Source organism: Sphingopyxis panaciterrae (assembly GCF_011762125.1).
GTDB classification, from domain to species: domain Bacteria; phylum Pseudomonadota; class Alphaproteobacteria; order Sphingomonadales; family Sphingomonadaceae; genus Sphingopyxis; species Sphingopyxis panaciterrae.
Genome location: NZ_JAASQN010000001.1, coordinates 18,394 through 37,216, shown reverse-complemented (window position 1 = coordinate 37,216; position 18,823 = coordinate 18,394). Strand labels below are relative to the sequence as shown.

The 18,823-nt window shown below is 64.0% G+C and carries 15 protein-coding genes; 1 reads left to right on the top strand and 14 read right to left on the bottom strand.

Annotation, left to right across the window (positions count from 1 at the left end; all coding sequences use genetic code 11):
- Positions 1–41: 41 nt before the first annotated feature.
- The 4 genes from FHR22_RS00175 to FHR22_RS00160 all read right to left on the bottom strand — a co-directional run bounded on the left by FHR22_RS00175 (position 42) and on the right by FHR22_RS00160 (position 4,949).
- On the bottom strand, positions 42–833 hold the full coding sequence (locus FHR22_RS00175) for a ferritin-like domain-containing protein (protein WP_166937733.1): 792 nt from the start codon (positions 831–833) through the stop codon (positions 42–44).
- A complete protein-coding gene (gene bcp / locus FHR22_RS00170) occupies positions 834–1,301 on the bottom strand; it encodes a thioredoxin-dependent thiol peroxidase (protein WP_166937731.1) in 468 nt (155 codons plus the stop codon). It abuts the gene before it with no gap.
- Positions 1,298–4,015 carry a bifunctional [glutamine synthetase] adenylyltransferase/[glutamine synthetase]-adenylyl-L-tyrosine phosphorylase gene (locus tag FHR22_RS00165; protein ID WP_166937729.1) on the bottom strand — a complete coding sequence of 906 codons (2,718 nt, stop codon included), beginning with the start codon at positions 4,013–4,015 and terminating at the stop codon, positions 1,298–1,300. Before FHR22_RS00165 ends, bcp begins: the two co-directional genes overlap by 4 nt.
- Before the next feature lie 139 nt (positions 4,016–4,154).
- Entirely contained in the window at positions 4,155–4,949 is a 795-nt protein-coding gene (locus FHR22_RS00160) for a response regulator (RefSeq protein ID WP_166937727.1), read from the bottom strand.
- A gap of 210 nt (positions 4,950–5,159) precedes the next feature.
- On the opposite strand from FHR22_RS00160, the gene FHR22_RS00155 reads away from it, so the two are divergent.
- Positions 5,160–5,330, top strand: coding sequence for a NepR family anti-sigma factor (locus tag FHR22_RS00155; RefSeq protein WP_166937725.1), 171 nt, complete (start codon positions 5,160–5,162; stop codon positions 5,328–5,330).
- A gap of 236 nt (positions 5,331–5,566) precedes the next feature.
- Here FHR22_RS00155 and tgt read toward each other — a convergent pair whose 3' ends face one another.
- The 10 genes from tgt to FHR22_RS00105 all read right to left on the bottom strand — a co-directional run bounded on the left by tgt (position 5,567) and on the right by FHR22_RS00105 (position 18,726).
- Entirely contained in the window at positions 5,567–6,691 is a 1,125-nt protein-coding gene (tgt, locus tag FHR22_RS00150) for a tRNA guanosine(34) transglycosylase Tgt (protein ID WP_166937723.1), read from the bottom strand.
- Between the two features lie 190 nt (positions 6,692–6,881).
- Positions 6,882–7,370, bottom strand: a complete 489-nt coding sequence (locus FHR22_RS00145) for a hemerythrin domain-containing protein (RefSeq protein ID WP_166937721.1) — start codon at positions 7,368–7,370, stop codon at positions 6,882–6,884.
- A gap of 72 nt (positions 7,371–7,442) precedes the next feature.
- Complete coding sequence (locus FHR22_RS00140; protein WP_166937719.1) at positions 7,443–9,629, bottom strand: putative bifunctional diguanylate cyclase/phosphodiesterase; 2,187 nt, start codon at positions 9,627–9,629, stop codon at positions 7,443–7,445.
- 140 nt (positions 9,630–9,769) lie between these two features.
- The gene (locus FHR22_RS00135) at positions 9,770–10,768 is read right to left on the bottom strand and encodes a FecR family protein (protein ID WP_166937717.1); all 999 of its coding nucleotides are present in this window, start codon (positions 10,766–10,768) and stop codon (positions 9,770–9,772) included.
- Positions 10,765–11,268, bottom strand: a complete 504-nt coding sequence (locus FHR22_RS00130; protein ID WP_208417425.1) for an RNA polymerase sigma factor — start codon at positions 11,266–11,268, stop codon at positions 10,765–10,767. The genes FHR22_RS00135 and FHR22_RS00130 overlap by 4 nt, the downstream gene beginning before the upstream one ends.
- A 458-nt stretch (positions 11,269–11,726) precedes the next feature.
- Positions 11,727–12,113 (bottom strand): hypothetical protein, encoded by a 387-nt coding sequence (locus tag FHR22_RS00125; RefSeq protein ID WP_166937713.1) that lies wholly within the window; start codon positions 12,111–12,113, stop codon positions 11,727–11,729.
- Position 12,114: 1 nt separating this feature from the next.
- Positions 12,115–16,398, bottom strand: a complete 4,284-nt coding sequence (locus tag FHR22_RS00120; protein WP_166937711.1) for an RHS repeat domain-containing protein — start codon at positions 16,396–16,398, stop codon at positions 12,115–12,117.
- Positions 16,399–16,445: 47 nt separating this feature from the next.
- Positions 16,446–16,667 (bottom strand): hypothetical protein, encoded by a 222-nt coding sequence (locus FHR22_RS00115; RefSeq protein ID WP_166937671.1) that lies wholly within the window; start codon positions 16,665–16,667, stop codon positions 16,446–16,448.
- 159 nt (positions 16,668–16,826) lie between these two features.
- Positions 16,827–17,858 carry a tRNA preQ1(34) S-adenosylmethionine ribosyltransferase-isomerase QueA gene (gene queA, locus FHR22_RS00110; RefSeq protein ID WP_166937709.1) on the bottom strand — a complete coding sequence of 344 codons (1,032 nt, stop codon included), beginning with the start codon at positions 17,856–17,858 and terminating at the stop codon, positions 16,827–16,829.
- Between the two features lie 34 nt (positions 17,859–17,892).
- Positions 17,893–18,726, bottom strand: coding sequence for a peptidylprolyl isomerase (locus FHR22_RS00105; RefSeq protein ID WP_243853395.1), 834 nt, complete (start codon positions 18,724–18,726; stop codon positions 17,893–17,895).
- Positions 18,727–18,823 lie beyond the last annotated feature (97 nt).

Genomic DNA, 18,823 nt, shown 5'->3' with positions numbered 1-18,823 from the left:
ATTGCTCATCCCCCGCGAAGCTACGTGTGCTGTCGCAATCCTTACGAAGCAATAACTGCGTAGAATTCTTGCGTTAAACCGGCGTCGTGGCGCGCCGAGTCGTTGAACGGTGGTTTAAGAGAACCCCGAAAGCGCGATTTTACGAGGCTTTGCCACGTTTCGACGACATTGAATCCCCGTTCATCGCACATCCAGCCGAACCAGACTGTGCCCGCGCTCACATGGCGGATTTCGTCGGAATAGATTCGCGCCAAAATCCGCGCCGAAACCTCGTCCCCGGCGCCGCGAAACCGGTCGATCGTCGCGGGCGTGACGTCGAGCCCGCGCGCTTCGAGCACCATCGGCACGATCGCGAGCCGCGCCAGCGCATCGTCGGCGGTCGCCTGCGCCGCCTCCCACAGCCCGGCATGTGCTGGCAGCGCACCATAATAGCTGCCGAGCGCGCGCAAGCGCCGGTCGAGGAGCGCGAAATGCATCGCCTCGTCGGCGGCAACCGCGACCCAGTCATCGACGAACCGCCGCGGAAATTCGCCTCCGAACCGGCCGATGAGGTCGACGGCAAGATCGATCGCCACGAATTCGATATGCGCGAGCGCGTGGATCAATGCGATCCGCCCGCGTTCGGACCCGCCCTTGCGGCGGCTGGGCATCTGATTCGGGGGCAGCAGTTGGGGCGCGGCGGGCCAGGCGGGCTGGTCCGGCATGGCGACGTCGCAACGATGGTCGAGCCGCCCCTGCCGCCAAGCCCGCGCCAGCGCACGCGCCGCGCGGCGCTTGTCATGTGGGTCCGGCGTCAGCAGCACCGCGCGCGCAGCTTCGCCGAGCGTGGTCATTTAAAGCGCTTTCGCTGCCTCCAGCACGGCTTCGGCATGCCCTTTCACGCGCACCTTGCGCCACTCTTTCGCGAGCTTGCCGTCGGCGCCGAACAGGAAGGTCGAGCGCTCGATTCCCATATAAGTGCGGCCGTAATTCTGCTTTTCGACCCAGGTGCCGAACGCTTCGCACACCGCGCCATCCTCGTCGGAGGCGAGGCGGACGGTCAGGCCATATTTGTCGCGGAATTTGCAGAGCTTGGCCGGCGCGTCGCGCGACACCGCCAGCACCTGCGCGTTCAGATGGGCGAATTCGGGCGCGAGGCGAGTGAAATCCTGCGCCTCGACCGTGCAGCCGGGGGTGTCGGCCTTGGGATAGAAATAGACGACGAGCGGTGCGCCCTTCATGGCCTTGAGGTTGATCGCCGCGCCGTCGGCGTCGGCGAGTTTCACGGCGGGAATCGCATCCCCGATCGCCAATGCGCTCATGCTTCCATCTCCTGCTGATCCATTGCGGCGGGCCGAATCGAGGCCCACCAGTCCGCGACCTCCTGCCGCGCCGCGTCGTGCGCGGCAAGCAGTTGCGGCCAGCCGGGCTCGCCGCACGCGCTGGCGACGAGCTGCCGCGCCGCCGCGGTCGCGGGTTCGCCCTCGGGCGCGGTCAGGCGCAGCATCACGAGCATGCGCGCGAGCAGCCCGTGCGCCTCGCAAACTTCGGGCGGCGCCAGCCCGGCGCCCTTCAGGCACGCGAGCGCGGCGCCGATATTGGGGTCGTGGCACGATCCGCTGGCAAGCTGGGTCACCTGCATCGCGAATTCGAGGTCGACGAGGCCGCCCGGCCCGCCCTTGATGTCGAGCGCGCCCTTTGGCGGCTTGTGCGCGGTGATCTTTCCCCGCATTTCGGCCGCATCCTGCGCCAGTTTCGCGGGGTCGCGGTCGATCGTCAGCAACGCGTCGATGATGCGCTGCACCTCGGCCTTCGCCGCGGCCGAGCCATAGACCGGCCGCGCGCGGAGCAGCGCCATATGCTCCCACGTCCAGGCTTCCTCGCGCTGGTAGCGTTCGAAGCTGTCGAGCGTGACGACGAGCGGACCCTGCGCGCCCTGGGGACGCAATCGCGTGTCGACATCATAGAGCTTGCCCGCCGCGGTCGGCACCGACATTGCCGCGGTCACGCGCTGCGCAAGCCGGTTGTAATAGATTGTCGCGCCGAGCGGCCGCGGTCCGTCCGCTTCGCCGAGATGATCGCCGGTGAAGAGATAGATGAGGTCGAGGTCCGACGCGTGCGTCAGCGCCCTGCCCCCGAGCCGCCCGAGCGCGAGCACGATGAGTTCGCTATCCGCGATCCGCCCATGCGCCGCAACGAACTCGGCGACCGCCGCATCGGCGAGCACCCCGAGCGCCGCCTCGGCCAGATCGGCGTAGCCGCGCGCGATGACCAGCGGGTCGGCGGCGCCGGCGATGAGCTGCACGCCATAGGCAAAGCGCCGTTCGCCGACCCGGTCGCGGACGCGGTCGAGCAGCCGTTCATAGTCGAGCCCTGCCAGCCCCGGCGCCCATTCGCTGCGGAGCTGATCGGTATCGGCGGGGGCCTCGAAAGCGCGGCTGTCGATCAGCCCCTCGATCAGTTCGACACGTGTCGCGAGCGCGTCCGACAGCGTCGGCGCCAATGACAGCACCCGCGTCGCGATCTTCGCCAACGCGGGCTGCGCCGCAAGCAGATGGAAGAAATTGATCGCGCTCGGCAGCCCCGACACCAGCTTGTCGAAGCGCAGCAGCGCGCCCTGCGGGTCGGGTGCGGCGCCGAGCGCCTTGATCAATTCGGGAAGCACGGTTTCGAGCGCGTCGAGGGCGGCGGGACTACGCAGCGCGCGCTGTTTGCCGCCGCGCCATTCGGCGATCGTGCGCAGCGCCGCGTCGGGCGGATCGAAGCCCGCCGCCATCAGCTGCGCCGCAAGTTCGCCCTCGCCCTTCGGCAGGCCGGTCGTCACCGCACGTTCGGCGACGAGGCGGTCGTAACAGGCGCCCACATCGGCGACCACGGGTGCGAGCGCCGCGAGCAGCGCCGCACCATCGGCATGACCGTCGAGCCGCGCGACGCAGTCGAGCGCCGCGGGCTGCGTCGGCAGGCCATGCGTCTGTTGGTCCTCGATCATCTGCAGCCGGTGCTCGATCCGGCGTAGCGTCGCATAATGGCCCGACAATCGGTCCGCGACATCGGCTTCGATCCGCTCCGCCACGGCCAGCGCCGCGAGCGCGTCGACCGTCGCCGGAACGCGCAGCGAAGGATCGCGCCCGCCATAGATCAGCTGATGGACCTGCGCGAAAAATTCGATTTCGCGAATGCCGCCGCGCCCGCGTTTCAGGTCATATCCGGGGCCGAAGGCCTGCCCCTGCGCGAAATGGTCGCGGATGCGGTCGCTCATCGCGCCGATTTCCTTCAATTGCCGGAAATCGAGGCTGCGGCGCCAGATGAAAGGCTGGATCGCCGACAGGAAGCTTTGGCCCAGCGCACGATCGCCCGCCGACGCGCGGCTGCGGATGAACGCCGCCTGCTCCCACGCCAGCGCTTCGGATTCATAATAGGAAATCGCCGCACTTTCGGGCAGCACGATCGGCGTCACCTCGGGATGCGGGCGCAGGCGCAGATCGACGCGCAGCACATGGCCGTCGCCGGTGCGCGCCGACAAAATCTCGACCATCCGCCGCGCGATCCGCACCGCCGCTTCATCAGGATCGTCGCGCGAGCGCCGCGGCAGCGTTTCGGGATCGAAGATCAGGATCGGGTCGATGTCCGACGAATAGTTGAGTTCGTGGCTGCCGAGCTTGCCGAGCGCGATCACCGCCAGCCCGCGCGCTTCCTCGCCCGGCACGCGCTCGGCAAAGGCGGCGGCGAGCGCCGCGTCGCACGCCTGATCGGCGAAGGCCGACAGCAGCCGCGTCGTCGTCGCCACATCATGCTCGCCCGACAGATCGCCGAGCGCGAGCAGCAACGCCATCCGCCCGCGCCATTGCCGGAGCGTCCGCATGATATCGTCATCGACCCGCGGCGGCGCCACCGGCGCGAGCGCGGCATCGGTTCCCTCGCTCAGGAAACGCTGGACGTCGTCAGGATTGAGCTCAGCCAGCCGCGCAAGGAAGGGCGCGTGGGCATTGAGCCGGTCGAGCGCCGACTGGCGGCTGGAAGCGTCGGTGGCAGTCATTGGAAGCCGCTATCGCTTGCCGTCCGCAAGGCCGCAACCCCCCTCGTCATTGCGAGCGCAGCGAGGCAATCCAGAGCGGCTTGTCACACCCTGGATTGCTTCGCTGCGCTCGCAATGACGGTTTTTAAGACGGCGGAGACTAAGCCGGAACGGTGCTTTCGTCGAAGAACAGCACCTGCGAGATTGCGGCGCGCAACGTCGCGGGCTGATAGGGCTTGGTAAGCAGAAACGCCGGTTCGGGCCGGTCGCCGGTGAGCAGCCGTTCGGGGAAAGCGGTGATGAAAATGACGGGGAGCTTCACATCGGTCAGGATTTCCTGCACCGCCTCGATCCCCGAGCTGTTGTCGGCGAGCTGGATGTCGGCGAGCACGAGGCCAGGCTTGTGCTTCTGCGCTTCCTCGACCGCTTCGCGGTGCGTGGTCGCGACCGCGACGACGTCGTGACCCAGGTCGCGGACGATCATTTCAATGTCCATCGCGATGATCGGCTCGTCCTCGATGATCAGGATGCGCGCGCGCGTCTGGCGATCGATCTCGTCGGTGGCCTCGGCGATCAGCGCGTCGACCGTCGCGGCATCCCGGCCGATAATGCGGCCGGTGTCTTCGGCGTTGAACCCCTCGACCGCCGTCAACAGCAGCGCCTGCCGCGCGAGCGAGGGAATGCGCCGCAGCCGGGCGTCGGCGATCGCGATGTCGGTGGGCGCCGTCTCGCCGGCTGTCGAGGCCTGCTCGTTCATCAGACCGAAATTGTCGTGGACCATGCGGTAAAGCTGGATGCGAAGATCGCTGCCGGTATCGACCGCACCGGGATTGGCGACCAGCGTTTCGAGCAGGCGCGCGACGAGTGCGTCACCGCTCTGCTGGCTCCCCGAAATCGCGCGGCCATAGCGCCGCAGATAGGGAAGATGCGGCCCGATCGCCTGACCCAATGACATAATAAACCTCCTGATACAGGCCTTGGCCTGCCTCGAAACCCGCGCGAAACCATGCGAATGACCACCGCGGCCTTGCTTGCCTACGATAAATTGCGCCGTAGCGGAACGATTTAGCCGCGAAATAGTTTCACGCCGAAGGAACAAACGCGCATTGCAGTTTGGCGCACGCGCGTTTAGCACAAGGTCCTATGCCCAGCGGATGCTCCGATAATGTCGTCTAAACCCGGTTCGTCGCCTCAAAAGCCGGCCGGAGAAGATGCCGAAAAGAAAAACCCCCGCAAAGCGCAGGACGTGAACGTCGCGCTGCGCCGGGCGTACGACTCTGCGGTCGACGAATCGATTCCGCAGTCGATGCTCGACCTTCTCAGTAAATTAAACTGATCCCGGCCTTTGCGTTGTCCCCGCGAGGGGATGTCACAATTAGCGTGGGGAGCTGCCATGAGCCCCACTCACCTTCGTCATCCCGGACTTGATCCGGGATCCCGCTTTTTGACCGCATAATCCGGCTTGGACTTCAAGCGGGACCCCGGATCAAGTCCGGGGTGACGACGAAGGGTAATGGCGGCAATCGGCCGAAACCGGACAATTCGTCTTCAGCTTGCGAAGGATATAATCGCCTATTTCCTATAGCGCGCCGCGAAATCGTCCTGGAACGCCGCGAAGGCGCCCGCCGCGATCGCATCGCGCATGCGCTGCATCAGCGTCTGATAAAAGTGCAGATTATGCTGCGTCATCAGCATCGCGCCAAGCATCTCGCCAGCGCGGACAAGGTGGTGCAGATAGGCGCGCGACCAGGTCGTGCACACCGGGCATTGGCAATCGGGATCGAGTGGCGCCGGATCCTCGGCGTGCTTCGCATTGCGGATGTTGACCGGTCCGTCCCAGGTAAAGGCCTGGCCGTTGCGGCCGGACCGCGTCGGCAGCACGCAATCGAACATGTCGACCCCGCGCGCGACCGCCCCGACCAGATCGTCGGGCTTGCCGACCCCCATCAGGTAACGCGGCTTGTCGGCGGGTAGCTGGGCCGGCGCATAATCGAGCACGCCGAACATCGCTTCCTGGCCCTCGCCGACAGCGAGTCCGCCGATCGCATAGCCGTCGAACCCGATGTCGGTCAGCGCTGCGGCCGACCGCGCGCGCAACTTCTCGTCGAGCGAGCCCTGCTGGATGCCGAACAGCGCCGACCGCTCCGCATGGTCTCCGCCGGCATCGAAGCCCGCGCGACTGCGCGCGGCCCAGCGCATCGATCGCGCCATGCTCGCTTCCGCGCGCTTCGCATCGACGCCGTTGGGCGGGCATTCGTCGAACGCCATCACGATGTCGCTGCCGAGCAGGCGCTGGATCTCCATCGAGCGTTCGGGGGAGAGCATATGCCGCGACCCGTCGAGATGGCTCTGGAACGCGACGCCCTCCTCGCTCTGCTTGGTCAGCGCCGACAGGCTCATCACCTGATAGCCGCCGCTGTCGGTCAGGATCGGCCGGTCCCAGCCCATGAAATTGTGCAAGCCGCCAAGCCGCGCCATCCGCTCGGCACCGGGGCGGAGCATCAGGTGATAGGTGTTGCCGAGGATGATATCGGCGCCGCTCGCGCGGACTTCGGCGGGGCGCATCGCCTTGACCGTCGCGGCGGTCCCGACAGGCATGAAGGCGGGCGTCCGAATCTCGCCGCGCTGCATGCGGATGACGCCCGTGCGCGCGGCGCCGTCGGTCGCGGCGACCTGAAAAGCGAATCTGTCGGTCATGGCGCGCGCCTATGGCGGGGCGCGCACGAAAAGTCGAGACGACGATAAAATCCTCCCTGTCGCGCAGCGATGGGGAGGTGGCAGCGCGAAGCGCTGACGGAGGGGCCATGACGCGACGTCGCTGCCCCTCCACCATCGCCTGCGGCGACGGTCCCCCTCCCCACGGCTACGCCGCAGGGAGGATTGGATGTTAGTCCCGCGCCTCTTCGCTCGACGGTTCCTCAGCCGCGGCCTTGGCCTTTTCCTTCGGCTTTTCCTTTTCGAAGATCTTGATCAGTTCCTTCTTCCGCGCGTCGGACAGTTCCTTCTCGGCGGCGGGGAACATCTCTTCCTCTTCTTCGTCGATATGGTGGAGGTAGCGGTGCTTCATCGTGCGGAAGCGCGTCAGCCAGCCGGTCGAACCAAAGTCCATTTCATAGAGCTCGGTCAGCATGTCGTCGATTTCCTTATGCTCGGACACGCTGTGCTGCGCATCCTCGCGCAGGTCGGGATCGGCGAGCATCGTCGCATAGAGCGACATTTCTTCGGACGCGGCGTGCGCGGTCACCTCGACGCGAAACGCCTCGAACAATTTTTCGCGCTCGGGGCTGTCACCCTGCGTCTCATCGATCTGATCGAGCAATTTGCGGTGCCGGTCGTGATCGGCCTTCAGCCGCGCGAAAATTTTCGTCTCTGCCATTTTCATCTCCGTGCATCGATGGTCGGAGAAGAAACGGACCGGTGGGCGGCGGGTTCCGGTTTAGAGTATGTCCTAGTTGCCCGTATAGTCGCTGGTGGTCGAAAACAGCGGCACCGACAATCCGCCCGAGTGCTGCGTCGCCGCCGCGATCAGATAGGGCGAGACGCGATGGCGCGTACACAGCCCGCCATCGCCGTCGCTGACCATCGATTGTTCGAATTCGACACCCTGCTGATGCTTCATCGAGCGCCGCACGGTCGCCGTCGCAAGCTGGCCCTCGCCGAAATCGATCACGAAGCGGGTGCCGATCGGGACGTCGATAATACCCTCGATGAAGGCGCCCGTCGCCGACAGGTTGCGAATGACGACGGCGTAGCGATGATTGTCGTGGATCGCGCCCGCCTTGCGGAACATCTGGAAGCGGTCGTTACGCTGCTTCGCCGGTCCGGCAGGCTTGATCGTCCACGACCGCGCGTCGACATGGCTCAGCAACTCGGCCTGCGGTACGGCCTTGCTGTACACATAGCCCTGGACATGGCTGACGCCCAGCTTGCGGACAAGGTCGAGCTGGTCGAGCGACTCGATGCCCTCGGCGGTCGTTTCCATCTCCAGCGCTTCGGCGAGCGCGACGATCGCCGCGATGATCGCCGCGTTGCGCGATCCCGCGACCGTCGCGCCGCGCACGAAGCTCTGGTCGATCTTGATCTTGTCGAACGGTGCCGATTGCAGATAGCCGAGCGACGAATAGCCGGTGCCGAAATCGTCAAGCGCGAGCCGGACGCCCAGCCCTTTCAGCGCCTTGAACATGCGCGCGGTTTCGGCCGAATCGCCCAGAAACACGCTTTCGGTGATCTCGAGCTCGAGCCGCTCGGGCGAAAGGCCGGTCGCCGCGAGCGCGCTGGCGACGATCCGGGGCAGATCTTCGTTCGCGAACTGGATCGGCGAGACGTTCACCGCGACGCGCATATCGCCGGGCCAGGTCGCCGCATCTTCGCACGCCTTGCGCAGCACCCACTCGCCGAGCACCCAGATCATATTGGCCTCTTCGGCGATCGGCACGAATAGGGCCGGCGAAATCATCCCGCGCTCGGGATGGTTCCAGCGGGCGAGCGCCTCGACCCCCGTCACCATGTTCGACATGGAATGGACAACCGGCTGATAGGCGAGTTCCATCTCGCCGCGCGCCAGCGCGTCGCGCAAATCATCCTCCAGCCCGCGGCGATCCTCGGCTGCCTGATGCAGGTCGCTCGAATAGAAGCGGAATCGGCCGCGGCCGCTCCCCTTCGCGGCATAGAGCGCCAGGTCGGCGTTGCGGACAAGATCGTCGCTGCTCGTCCCGTCGAAGGGCGCGATCGCGACGCCGACCGACGCGCCGATGATGCAGCGGCTGCCCTCGACCGAATAGGGCTGCGACAGGCTGGCGATGATGTCCGCCGCCGTGTCACCCAGCTTGCCGCGATCCTCCTCGTCGGGAAGGATGATCTGGAATTCGTCGCCGCCCAGCCGGCTGACCATTTCCTTGTCGCCGACGATCTTGAGCAAGCGTTCGGCGACTTGCTTGAGCAGCGCATCGCCCGCCGGATGACCGAGCGTGTCGTTGACCTGCTTGAAACGGTCAAGGTCGAGAAGCATGATCGCGCACGAACGCTGCTGCGCGGCAAAAGCCGCCAGGGTCGTTTCGAGCGTTTTCGAAATATTGAACCGGTTCGCCAGGCCGGTCAGCGAATCATAGAGCGCAAGTCGCGACGCATCCTCAGCCGATCGGCGCCGCGCGGTGACATCCATGCCGCTGCCGCGATAACCGGCGAAATTGCCGCTGTTGTCGAACTGCGGCCGCCCTGACACCGCCCACCAGCGATCATCGCCCTCGAACGCGCTGCGCAGCGGCAGTTCGTCGAACTTCGACTGTCTGGTAAACAGGAAGGGCAAGGTCCGCTGGCGTTCGCCCTGACTGTCGACCGGTAGGAATAATTCGGTAAAGGTGGTGCCTGCGAGCTGCCCGCTCGCGCGCCCCATCAGCCGCGCTACCGAATCGGTGATATAAGTGATCCGCCCCTTGGCGTCGGTCGACCAGAACCAGCCCTGCCCGCTTTCCTCGTAATTCTGTAGCAGGAGCAGGGCTTCGTGCGTCGCGAGACTGGGCGCACCGACCCGTTGTCCCGCGATCCGCGAGCCCAGTTTGCCGAAAAAGCCGCGCGATACCGCGTCGGCAGCGACGTCCCCCCCGTCGCCGGATTCAATCCGCGCTGGCATTTCCATCAATCAAACTCTTACTGGTCCCCACTCTTTGAACCATTATGGCGATAATCGATTGCGATTGGGTAAATTTGACGGTCCGGCAGATTTTAATCGTAAATCTTCTTGACGCTGATACAGCGCCGTCCCCTCCCCGGCATTCGTCATCGACCTTCCAGCACGATCTCGTCGCCGGTCGTCTTCTGCCGGACCGGATGCAGCGCGGTGATGCCCTCGACAAAGGCGTCGAGATCGCCGGCGCGATAGACGCCGTCGACCTTGATCTCCTCCAGCGCCGGATCGGCGAGCCGGATATGCTTGGCCGAATAGCGGTTCATCTGTTCGACCGCGCGTCCCAGCGGTTCGGCGTCGAAATTGACCAGTCCCTGTTCCCAGCTCAGCGATTGCGAAAGGTCGGGGCGCGACACTTGCGGCGGCTGGGCCGAGCCCACCGCCCCGACGAGTTCGCTGCCCGGGGTCATCACCAGCCGCCGCGCCGCGCCCGCGGCGCGCGTCGTATCCGAGCGATCGCGGACCTCGACCTGCCCCTCGTAGAGCACGACCCGGACTTGGCCGTCGATCAGTTCGACGCTGAACGAGGTGCCGACTGCGACGATCAGCTTGTCGCCGGCCGCGACCGTGAATGGCCGGAGCGGATCCTTTGCGACGTCGAATTTGGCACGGCCTCCGACCAGTTCGACCTGCCGGGTCTCGTCCTTCATCCGCACCTTCATCGCGGTCACCGCGTCGAGCGAGACGTGCGATCCGTCGCCGAGCACCATGACCTGCCGCTCGCCGATCCCGGTTTGATATTGCAGCGGCCGGTTGCCGTACCAGACGAGGCTCGCGGTCACCGCGAGCAGCAACGCCGCCGCATAGCCCATCGCCCATCCGAACCGCGCCGATGAAGGGGCGAACGAGCGCCGTTCCTTCGCCTTGCCGAAGCGATGGAGCGCCTTGGTCCTCAGCGCGATGACCCCGGGCCAGTCGCCGATCGCGCCCGACGCCTGCCAGACCGCGGTGGCATCCTCGAGCAGGCCGGCGTGGCCCGGCGTTTCGAGCCACGCCTCGAACCGGCGCCATTCCTGCTCGCCCAATTCGCCCTCGGACAGTTGCACGCACCACAGCGCCGCGGCTTCGATCGCGTCGTCGGCAGAGCTCATGGCGCGGCCCTCATCGCTTTCATCAGCCCCGCCATCGCGCGCGCGACATGCTTCTTCACCGCGCTCACCGAAATGCCGAAACTCTCGGCAATCTTGTCCTGCGACAGATTTTCGAGGCGATAGAGGATGAAGATCGTCTGCGTCCGTTCGGGCAGCGCGCCCAGCGCCCGCGCCAGCTCGGCCAGTTCGGCGCGGCCGGCGGTGATGCGGAACGGATCGATCGGGTCGACCCCCGCATCCTCGCTGCGGCTGACGAATTCGCGATATTGCGCGCGCACCTTCTGCCGCCGCGCGCGGTCGGCGAGCAGGTTCGACGCCATCTGGAAGATATAGGCTTCGGGCGAGGCATATTCGTCGCCGTCATGTTTCAGCAGCTTCGCGATCAATTCCTGCGTCAGATCCTCGGCCTCGGCATGATCGCGCACGCGGCGGAGGAAATAGGACAGGAGCGCCGGACGCCAGCGGCGCCCCAGGTCGAGCTGGTCTATCGAGGGCTGCATGAGCGGCCGGCATATCCTGCGAATAAAGGAGCATGAGCCTATAGACGCACCACCCCGCGCGACGGACATTAGAAATTTTCCGGCTTAGGCTTAGGTTGACGGGGGCTGGCGGGGGTGGATGGTCCACCACGGATCAGCGGGCTCACATCGCTACTACCGCCCTCCTCGCCGCGTCCGCGAGCAGATCGAGGTAAAGCGCATAATCGCCATCCTCAAAGAAGACGCGCTCGCGGCGATTGCCCGCTAGGTCACGTGATGCGGAATGCCGGGAAGAACGATGCGGGGAAGCCGGGCTATGCCGGCGATTGGCCGACCCGCCGAAGGAAGGTCAAACGGTCAAGCCGGTGTCGTCGCCGGATCGGATCAATCGGAGCAGGAACGCGAACGTCGAAACAAGGCGACAGGCACTCCATCTCCCCAAATTTGGGAGTAGTTGCACCTGTCGCCGTAATTGCATACTATACATTTTTACTTAATGTTTCAATATTTTTTATGCACCTTGCTAGAGAAAGAGGATTTGCAGGATCTGAAACAAAATAAATCTCTGAAGAATTTTGGCTCAAACCAACACTCTCAAGCAATCTCAATATCAAATCCTCATCCCTCTCCTCTTCAGCAATTCCATAAATACTTTGAAAATCATCGTCGGGATATGGTGTAAAATTACGAATATATATCCAATCTTCTAAATAATTCCAAATAAATAATGCCGCTTCTTTATGTCCACCGCTTTGATGTACTATTTCACAAAACTCTGTTTCAGAGAGAGGGAGACGCTTTCTTGAAAGCACGGCTTGTCTCCACGAAAATGGAACCGCCAAAATTTTCTGAAAAAGCGCTGACATATCAATCGTCTCCAAAAGTACAGGCGGCGACACTAACCGCATCATATGCGAGCAGCGCCCAACCGACAAAGGGAACTGCTCTTGCACCAAACCTTGCTACCGACTTTGTCCCGGCAATTGCCAAAGCGCGTCCCGTGCCCGGTCCGCCGACGATCGTTGGTAACCGCACCGGCAGTCTCGCTTTCCCAAACACCTTATCGGCTCCCATGCCCGCAAGAGATGTTCCTCTTGAGCTTCCCGGCGTCACAAAACGCTTAGTCCCCGGAATGGGCTGCCCAGCGGCAATCGCTCCCACCGCCGCCAGATCAGATAAGCCGAACTGATCGGCAGCGCATTTCTTGAACTTATCAAATTTTGTTTGCTGAGCGATTACAACAATCTCGTCACCATCGTAGCCGTCGTCAATCGCTGCTGAAGGAGGAGAGCCATCGACCTGGCGTGGCCTTGTTCCATTTACAACGATATCGTCGCCGAAACCCGCAATCTTGTACCAATCCTCAAGGCTAAATCCCCTAGGATCATAGCACATATCTTCTCCATAAGGCAAAGATACGCCCATGGCACACAGCCCCGTCGGATCGTTAAAATTTACCGGATCGCCGCCGACATAATTATACCAGTTCATCCCGTCCCGATATCCAATCGGATCGGTCTGCAAGAACCGCCCCAGCACCGGCGAATACATCCGCGCCTTGTAATACCACAGCTTCGCCTCGGGCAGCCACGCCTGTCCGGTATAGCCGAACCGCCCGATATTGGTCGCCGCCGGAATGCCGAACTCGTCATAGCTGTTGAGCCCCACCGTCGCGCCCGCGCTGTCGGTCACGCTCACCACGCTGCCGCGTTCGTCGGCCATCAGGAAGCGCCGCGTCATATTGCTGATCGCCCCGCCTTCGTACCAGACGATTGGGTTGTCGATGCCGGGGCCGTGGACATAGCGGCGCTGCACCGCGTTCGCCGCGTCATATTCGCCGATCATGTCGATGCCGTCGTAAAGGAAGCGCGTCGTCACCGGCGACTTCACCGTCTCATACAACCGCCCGAGCGGGTCATAGACCAGGCTGGTGCTGCCCGGCGCGGTCTTGAGCAGGTTTTCGGCGGTATAGGCATAAGCGCTCGTCCCGTCGTTCGTCAGATTGCCGCGCGTGTCATAGGTAAAGCCCGCGCTGGCGATGCGATTGAGCCCGTCGATCGTGTGGAGACGGTCGACATTATAATGCGCACCCCAGGCATAGGCATCATTGCTGCGCACGACGCTCTGGATCTGCCCCGCCGGATTATAGGCGAAGGTCTGCGTCAGGTCGTGCGTCGTCGCCGCGCCGCCAAGATTGTTGGTGATCGTCTCGACCCGCCCGTTGGTTTGCGTCGCGGTGCTCGTGCCATAGGTCAGGCTCTGCACCGATCCGTTGCCGAAGGTGACGCTCGTCGGCCGCCCCTGATTGTCGAAGGCATAGGCGGCGAGCACGCCGACCCCGCTCGTCGCACCATTTTCGCGGATCTTGATGACATTGCCGACAGTGTCATAGTCGTAATTGACCGTCAGCACCCCGCCCGGATAGCTCATCGTCAACCGCCGGCCCGCGGCGTCATAGCTGTAGCCGGTGGTGCCCAGCGGCCCCGTCTGGCTGGTCACCCGGCTGAGCGCATTGAGAGCAAAGCTGTGCGTCTGCGCCCCCTGCGTCACTCCGGTGGCGCGGTTCATATAGTCATAGGCATAGGTGACGTCGGGTTCGGTTCCCGGCAGATTCTTCGTCGTCAGCCGGCCGAGGTCGTCATAGCTATAGTCGATCGTCGTGCCGTCGCGCAGCCGGCGCTGGGTGACGCTGCTCCGTGCATCATAGCTCAGCCCCTCATAATCGCTCGCATTGCTGGCGTTTGTCCCCTTCGTCGTCGATGGGTAGCGCGTCTGCGACAGCCGGTCGTGGCCATCGTAAACATAGGTGGTGCGGTTGCTTTCGGCGTCGATCACATAATCGACCTGCCCGTTCGCGGTATAGGCGCTGCGCACCTCGTCGGCGGCGGCGGTGGTGCCGACGGCGTTTTCCACCTTGGTCGGCCGGTTGTTCGCATCATAGCTGGTGCGCGTGATCCGGTCGGGACCATAGGTTGTCGACGCCGTCGCCGCGGTACATGCGCTCGCCGGCAACGCCGCCCAGGTGGCGGGATTCATGCGCACCGCGGTGCATTGCAGCCGCTTCTTGCCGTCATAGCTGTACTGGGTGACACCGACCGTGCCCGACGGGGTCGCGGTCACTTCCTTGACCAGCTTCTTGTCGGCATCATAGCTGTAGCTCACCGTCTGCAGCGCCGTCATGCCGGTGAGGTCGGTCAGCGCCGTCCCCGTGACCGTGCCGGTCGCGACCGACTGCAGCGTCGTCCCGTTGACATAGCTTCGCCGCTCGGCCGGGCGCGGACGCGTACCGGCGCCGTCGGGATCGGGATAGATGACCCCCACGGGCAAGCTCATCGCGCTGTAGAAATAATGGGTCGTGTCGTCGGTGCCCGCGAGCGGCCCGTCGACGCTCGCCACATGGCCGCGCGGGTCATAGCTATAGGCGGTCGTCGCGCTCACCGACCCGTTGCCCGCCGCGGTGGTCACGCTGCTCGGAAGCAGGTTGTTGTTGTATGCGATCGTCACCTTCGTCTCGTTCGCGGTGCCGGCACAGGTCGCCGCGGTCGCGCAGGTGGTGATCTGCGTGACCTTATATTGCGTCTGGGGTGAATCGACGAGCACGCCGCCCTGCAGGATTTTCGCCTTCTTGGCGGTGTAGGTGTAATTGATTTCGGGGCGTACCCCGGTCTCGGTCCCCGCCGCGTCGGCGGTGGGCGACGGCAACTGGACCTTCGTCACCTGCCCGTGCGTCGCGTCATAGCTATAGTTGGTGCGGTTACCAAGCGCGTCCTGGGTCCAATTCGGCTTGTTGCACTTCGCCGCATTGGTACAGCTGGCATCGAAATTCGCTGTGGTCACGATATCGGCAAGCCCGCTGCCCGACTTCGCAACCGCGCGCGTTTCGGTAACATTGCCGCGCGCGTCATAGGTCGTGTGAACATAATTGCCTTCGGGCATCGTCGTGCGCGTGCGGCGGCCCGCCGTGTCATATTGATAGGTGACGGTCTGCGACGTGCCGTTGGTCACGGTGGTCGGTTGCCCGACGGCCGGGTTCGAGACAGCTTGGCCCGTATCGGTTCCACCTTCGGTCGTATTGACGACCGTGTTGGAGCCCGATGTCCCCCAGCTATAGGTTTTCGTCACGCCGTCTTCGGTGACAGATGCGACCTTTCCGTTGGCGTCGTAAGTGATTGTGGTCGTATCGCTCGTCGCGCCGGGACGCTGGATGCCGATAATCCGATTGTACCCCGAAAGCCGGGTAAATCGCCAGACCTCACCGCTCGCCGTGGTTACCTCAAGTATGTTGGACGCGGGATAACTATAGGTCGCCGTGGGCTTGTCCGTCGGAACCATCGTCTGGGTGAGGTCGGAAAATGTCGTTCCCGTTCGCACGTACCAAGCCGCAGGAGGGGCACCGAGGAAAGGCCCGTTGGTTTGATAACCAACGTCGAATTGATAGCTCGATGCCGAAGACGCGCCAGCAAAGCGGATGTAAACGATATAGTCGCTCTCCTGCTGGGGCTGACCCACCGACATGTTGCGCTTGATCGTATCCCAATCGAGGATCAGCTTTTGCCCATCGGGTTGCGTGACCGATACCGGAAGCGCGCAATTGGAGGTCATCGTCCCCGTGTCCTCGCAACGATAGGTAACCGAACCCGATGTCTCGGTCAGTGACGCAATCAGAGGGGGCGATTTGAAGACGATCTCTGTCCCATCGGCCGAGCGATAACGATATTCTTTATTATAATTGTCGGAATGTGCGACTTCGGTCAGCATCGCTCCATTGGCCTTGGCGGCGACCCAAGCACTACCGACAAACGTGAATTTCTCGGAGATATTGCCAAAAGTGATGACAATCTGCTGCTGACCGCCGACGGTATTGCGATACAGCGCCCCCGCCCAATTATCCTCGTAGCCGCCCTTGCCATGATAGCGAATCATTGACACGCCGCCGTCGGCTGGACCGATCGAGCCTTCGGGGAGCTTCACATTGAAGCTCCCGGTGGTCAGGTCGACGCCATAGACGTCGTCATTGCGATAAGGTTCAGGCGTATCCTGCGCCTGCACGTGCGACGGCACGCCCAGGGCGAGCACCGCGAACGGCAGCCATGCTGCGGACGACAGAAAGCGACGGGCGCGGCGGGCGCCCTTTTTATCATTGGATTGCATGTTGATTTCCTCTGTTCAAAAAGCTGCTGGGACGCCGGCAGGCGGCCTCAGGGCGGAGGATTGGGGGAATTGGTCGTCTTCAATCGGGTGCGATTGTCGGCCTTGTCGTGGGTATATTCGACGGTGACATTGTTGTTCACGGTGCCGGTGCGGACGACCTTCACCACCCGGCCCTTGCCGTCATAACTATAGGTAATGGTCTCGGCGGCCATCGCCGCTGCCGGTCCCAGTAACGCCAGCGCGAGCGCCGGCAGCCAGATCTTCTTCATCAGCATTCCCCTGATTCGCGCCAAAAAGCGCCGTTTCGTGTTGGAATGCAAAGAGGCTATGATGCTGGAATATTGTAGGAAAGAGAAAATGTTCTCTATATGTTCCTATTTCGTCATCGGCGCGATTTCGGGGCGCCGGCGATGTTTCGACCGGCCGCCCTATGCGGCGGGAAGCAGCAGGCTCGCATCGCCATAGCTGTAGAAGCGATATTCATTCTTGATGGCGTGCGCATAGGTGGCTTGCATGACCTCAAGCCCCATCAACGCGCTGACCAGCATGAACAGGGTCGAGCGCGGCAAGTGGAAATTGGTCATCAGCCCGTCGATCGCCTTGAAGCGATAGCCGGGGGTAATGAAGATCGACGTATCGCCCGCGAACGGCGCGATCATACCGTCATCCTGCGCCGCGCTTTCGAGCAGGCGCAGACTGGTCGTGCCGACCGCGATCACGCGGCCGCCGGCGGCGCGCACCGCGTTGAGCCGCGCCGCGGCATCGGCCTCGATCCGCCCCCATTCGGCGTGCATGACATGGTCTTCGGTATCGTCAGCCTTCACCGGCAGGAAGGTGCCGGCGCCGACATGCAATGTCAGCGTCTCGGTCGCGATCCCGGCGTCGGCGAGTGCCGCCAGCAGCGCCGGGGTGAAATGCAGCGCCGCGGTCGGCGCCGCGACCGCGCCGTCCTCGCGCGCGAACATCGTCTGGTAATCGGCGCGGTCGGCATCGTCGGTGGCGCGTTTGCCTGCGATGTAGGGCGGCAGCGGCATCGTGCCGGCACGCTCCAGCAGCACCTCGACCGGCTCGTCGCCGCCGAATGCCAGGATAAAGCTGCCGTCGGCCAGCCGCTCCTCGGCGATCGCTTCGACCCCAGCACCGAAATCGACCGTCTCGCCGACGCGCAGCCGTTTGGCGTTGCGCACGAAAGCCTGCCACCGGCGTAGGTCGATGCGCTTGTGCAGGGTGGCGCCGATCTTGGCCTCGCCGCGGCGCCCCGCGAGCTGCGCCGGGATGACGCGGGTGTCGTTGAAAACCAGACAATCGCCGCGGCGCAGCCATGCCGGCAGGTCGCTCACCCCTGCATCGGCCACCTCGTTACCGGCGACGACCAGCATGCGCGCCGCATCGCGCGGCCGTGCGGGCCGCAGCGCGATGCGGTCGTTTGGGAGATCGAAATCGAAGGCGTCGACGCGCATGGTCTAGCGTAGGCTCTCGGGCGCGCCGCCGCGCTTACTGCTTGATCGGGGCGTTGAGCTCGTCGACGGTGACCGCGGGCGGCGACGGCGCGGGCGGTGTCTCGGTCAGCATCGACGCCGGCGGCACCGGCTTGTTGTCGGCGGCAACCGACACCTGCACCATGCGCGACATCATCGCGGGCGGCTCGCCCTTCTGGATCGCATCGACATATTGCATCCCCGACACGACGCGCCCGAGGACGGTGTAACGGCGATCCAGCGCGAAGCGCGGCTGGAGCATGATGAAGAACTGGCTGTTCGCGCTGTCCTCGCTCTCGGCGCGCGCCATCGACACGGTACCGCGGAGGTGCGGCGTCGGGTTGAATTCGGCCTTCAGGTCGGGAAGCTGCGAGCCGCCCTGCCCGGTCGCGGTCGGATCGCCCGTCTGCGCCATGAAGCCGTCGATCACGCGGTGGAACTTGACCCCGTCGTAAAAGCCGGCGCGCGCGAGTTGCTTGACGCGCTCGACATGGTTCGGCGCGACATTGGGATAGAGCTGGATGACCACCCGGCCGCCGGTCGAAAGGTCGATGTCGAGCATATACTCGGGAACGCCCATATATTGTTCGGGCGCCATTGCCGGGATCACCGGCGGCTCGACCGCGGGCGTCGCATCGGCCGCTGCGGGAGCATCCGCTGGAGGGGCTTCGGCAGGAGGCGCCTCAACGGGCGGCGTTTCCGCGGGCGGCGGCGGAGCCGGGATTTCGGCCGGTGCCGGATTGCCTTCGGGGGTCGGTCCCGGCGGCGGCGGCGCTTCCTGCGCGATGGCCGAAGCCGCAAGACCGAGCGCCATCGCCGTCAAGATCAAGGGGCGGGAGATGAATTTCATGCGGGATCGGCCTTTGTCATAATTGCGGTTTGCGCCCTGTCAGCGCGCCCTAGCGGGAAAAAGCTGAACGCTCAATGATTGGGAGAGTTCACCCATA

What these genes read in the sequence shown, in the direction of transcription:
- tgt (WP_166937723.1), bottom strand. Translation starts at nt 6,691, where the DNA reads ATGACCGACAGATTCGCTTTTCAGGTCGCCGCGACCGACGGCGCCGCG.
- FHR22_RS00140 (WP_166937719.1), bottom strand. Translation starts at nt 9,629, where the DNA reads ATGGAAATGCCAGCGCGGATTGAATCCGGCGACGGGGGGGACGTCGCT.
- bcp (WP_166937731.1), bottom strand. Translation starts at nt 1,301, where the DNA reads ATGAGCGCATTGGCGATCGGGGATGCGATTCCCGCCGTGAAACTCGCC.
- FHR22_RS00130 (WP_208417425.1), bottom strand. Translation starts at nt 11,268, where the DNA reads ATGCAGCCCTCGATAGACCAGCTCGACCTGGGGCGCCGCTGGCGTCCG.
- FHR22_RS00135 (WP_166937717.1), bottom strand. Translation starts at nt 10,768, where the DNA reads ATGAGCTCTGCCGACGACGCGATCGAAGCCGCGGCGCTGTGGTGCGTG.
- FHR22_RS00175 (WP_166937733.1), bottom strand. Translation starts at nt 833, where the DNA reads ATGACCACGCTCGGCGAAGCTGCGCGCGCGGTGCTGCTGACGCCGGAC.
- queA (WP_166937709.1), bottom strand. Translation starts at nt 17,858, where the DNA reads ATGCGCGTCGACGCCTTCGATTTCGATCTCCCAAACGACCGCATCGCG.
- FHR22_RS00160 (WP_166937727.1), bottom strand. Translation starts at nt 4,949, where the DNA reads ATGTCATTGGGTCAGGCGATCGGGCCGCATCTTCCCTATCTGCGGCGC.
- FHR22_RS00115 (WP_166937671.1), bottom strand. Translation starts at nt 16,667, where the DNA reads ATGAAGAAGATCTGGCTGCCGGCGCTCGCGCTGGCGTTACTGGGACCG.
- FHR22_RS00120 (WP_166937711.1), bottom strand. Translation starts at nt 16,398, where the DNA reads ATGCAATCCAATGATAAAAAGGGCGCCCGCCGCGCCCGTCGCTTTCTG.
- FHR22_RS00105 (WP_243853395.1), bottom strand. Translation starts at nt 18,726, where the DNA reads ATGAAATTCATCTCCCGCCCCTTGATCTTGACGGCGATGGCGCTCGGT.
- FHR22_RS00125 (WP_166937713.1), bottom strand. Translation starts at nt 12,113, where the DNA reads ATGTCAGCGCTTTTTCAGAAAATTTTGGCGGTTCCATTTTCGTGGAGA.
- FHR22_RS00145 (WP_166937721.1), bottom strand. Translation starts at nt 7,370, where the DNA reads ATGGCAGAGACGAAAATTTTCGCGCGGCTGAAGGCCGATCACGACCGG.
- FHR22_RS00155 (WP_166937725.1), top strand. Translation starts at nt 5,160, where the DNA reads ATGTCGTCTAAACCCGGTTCGTCGCCTCAAAAGCCGGCCGGAGAAGAT.
- FHR22_RS00165 (WP_166937729.1), bottom strand. Translation starts at nt 4,015, where the DNA reads ATGACTGCCACCGACGCTTCCAGCCGCCAGTCGGCGCTCGACCGGCTC.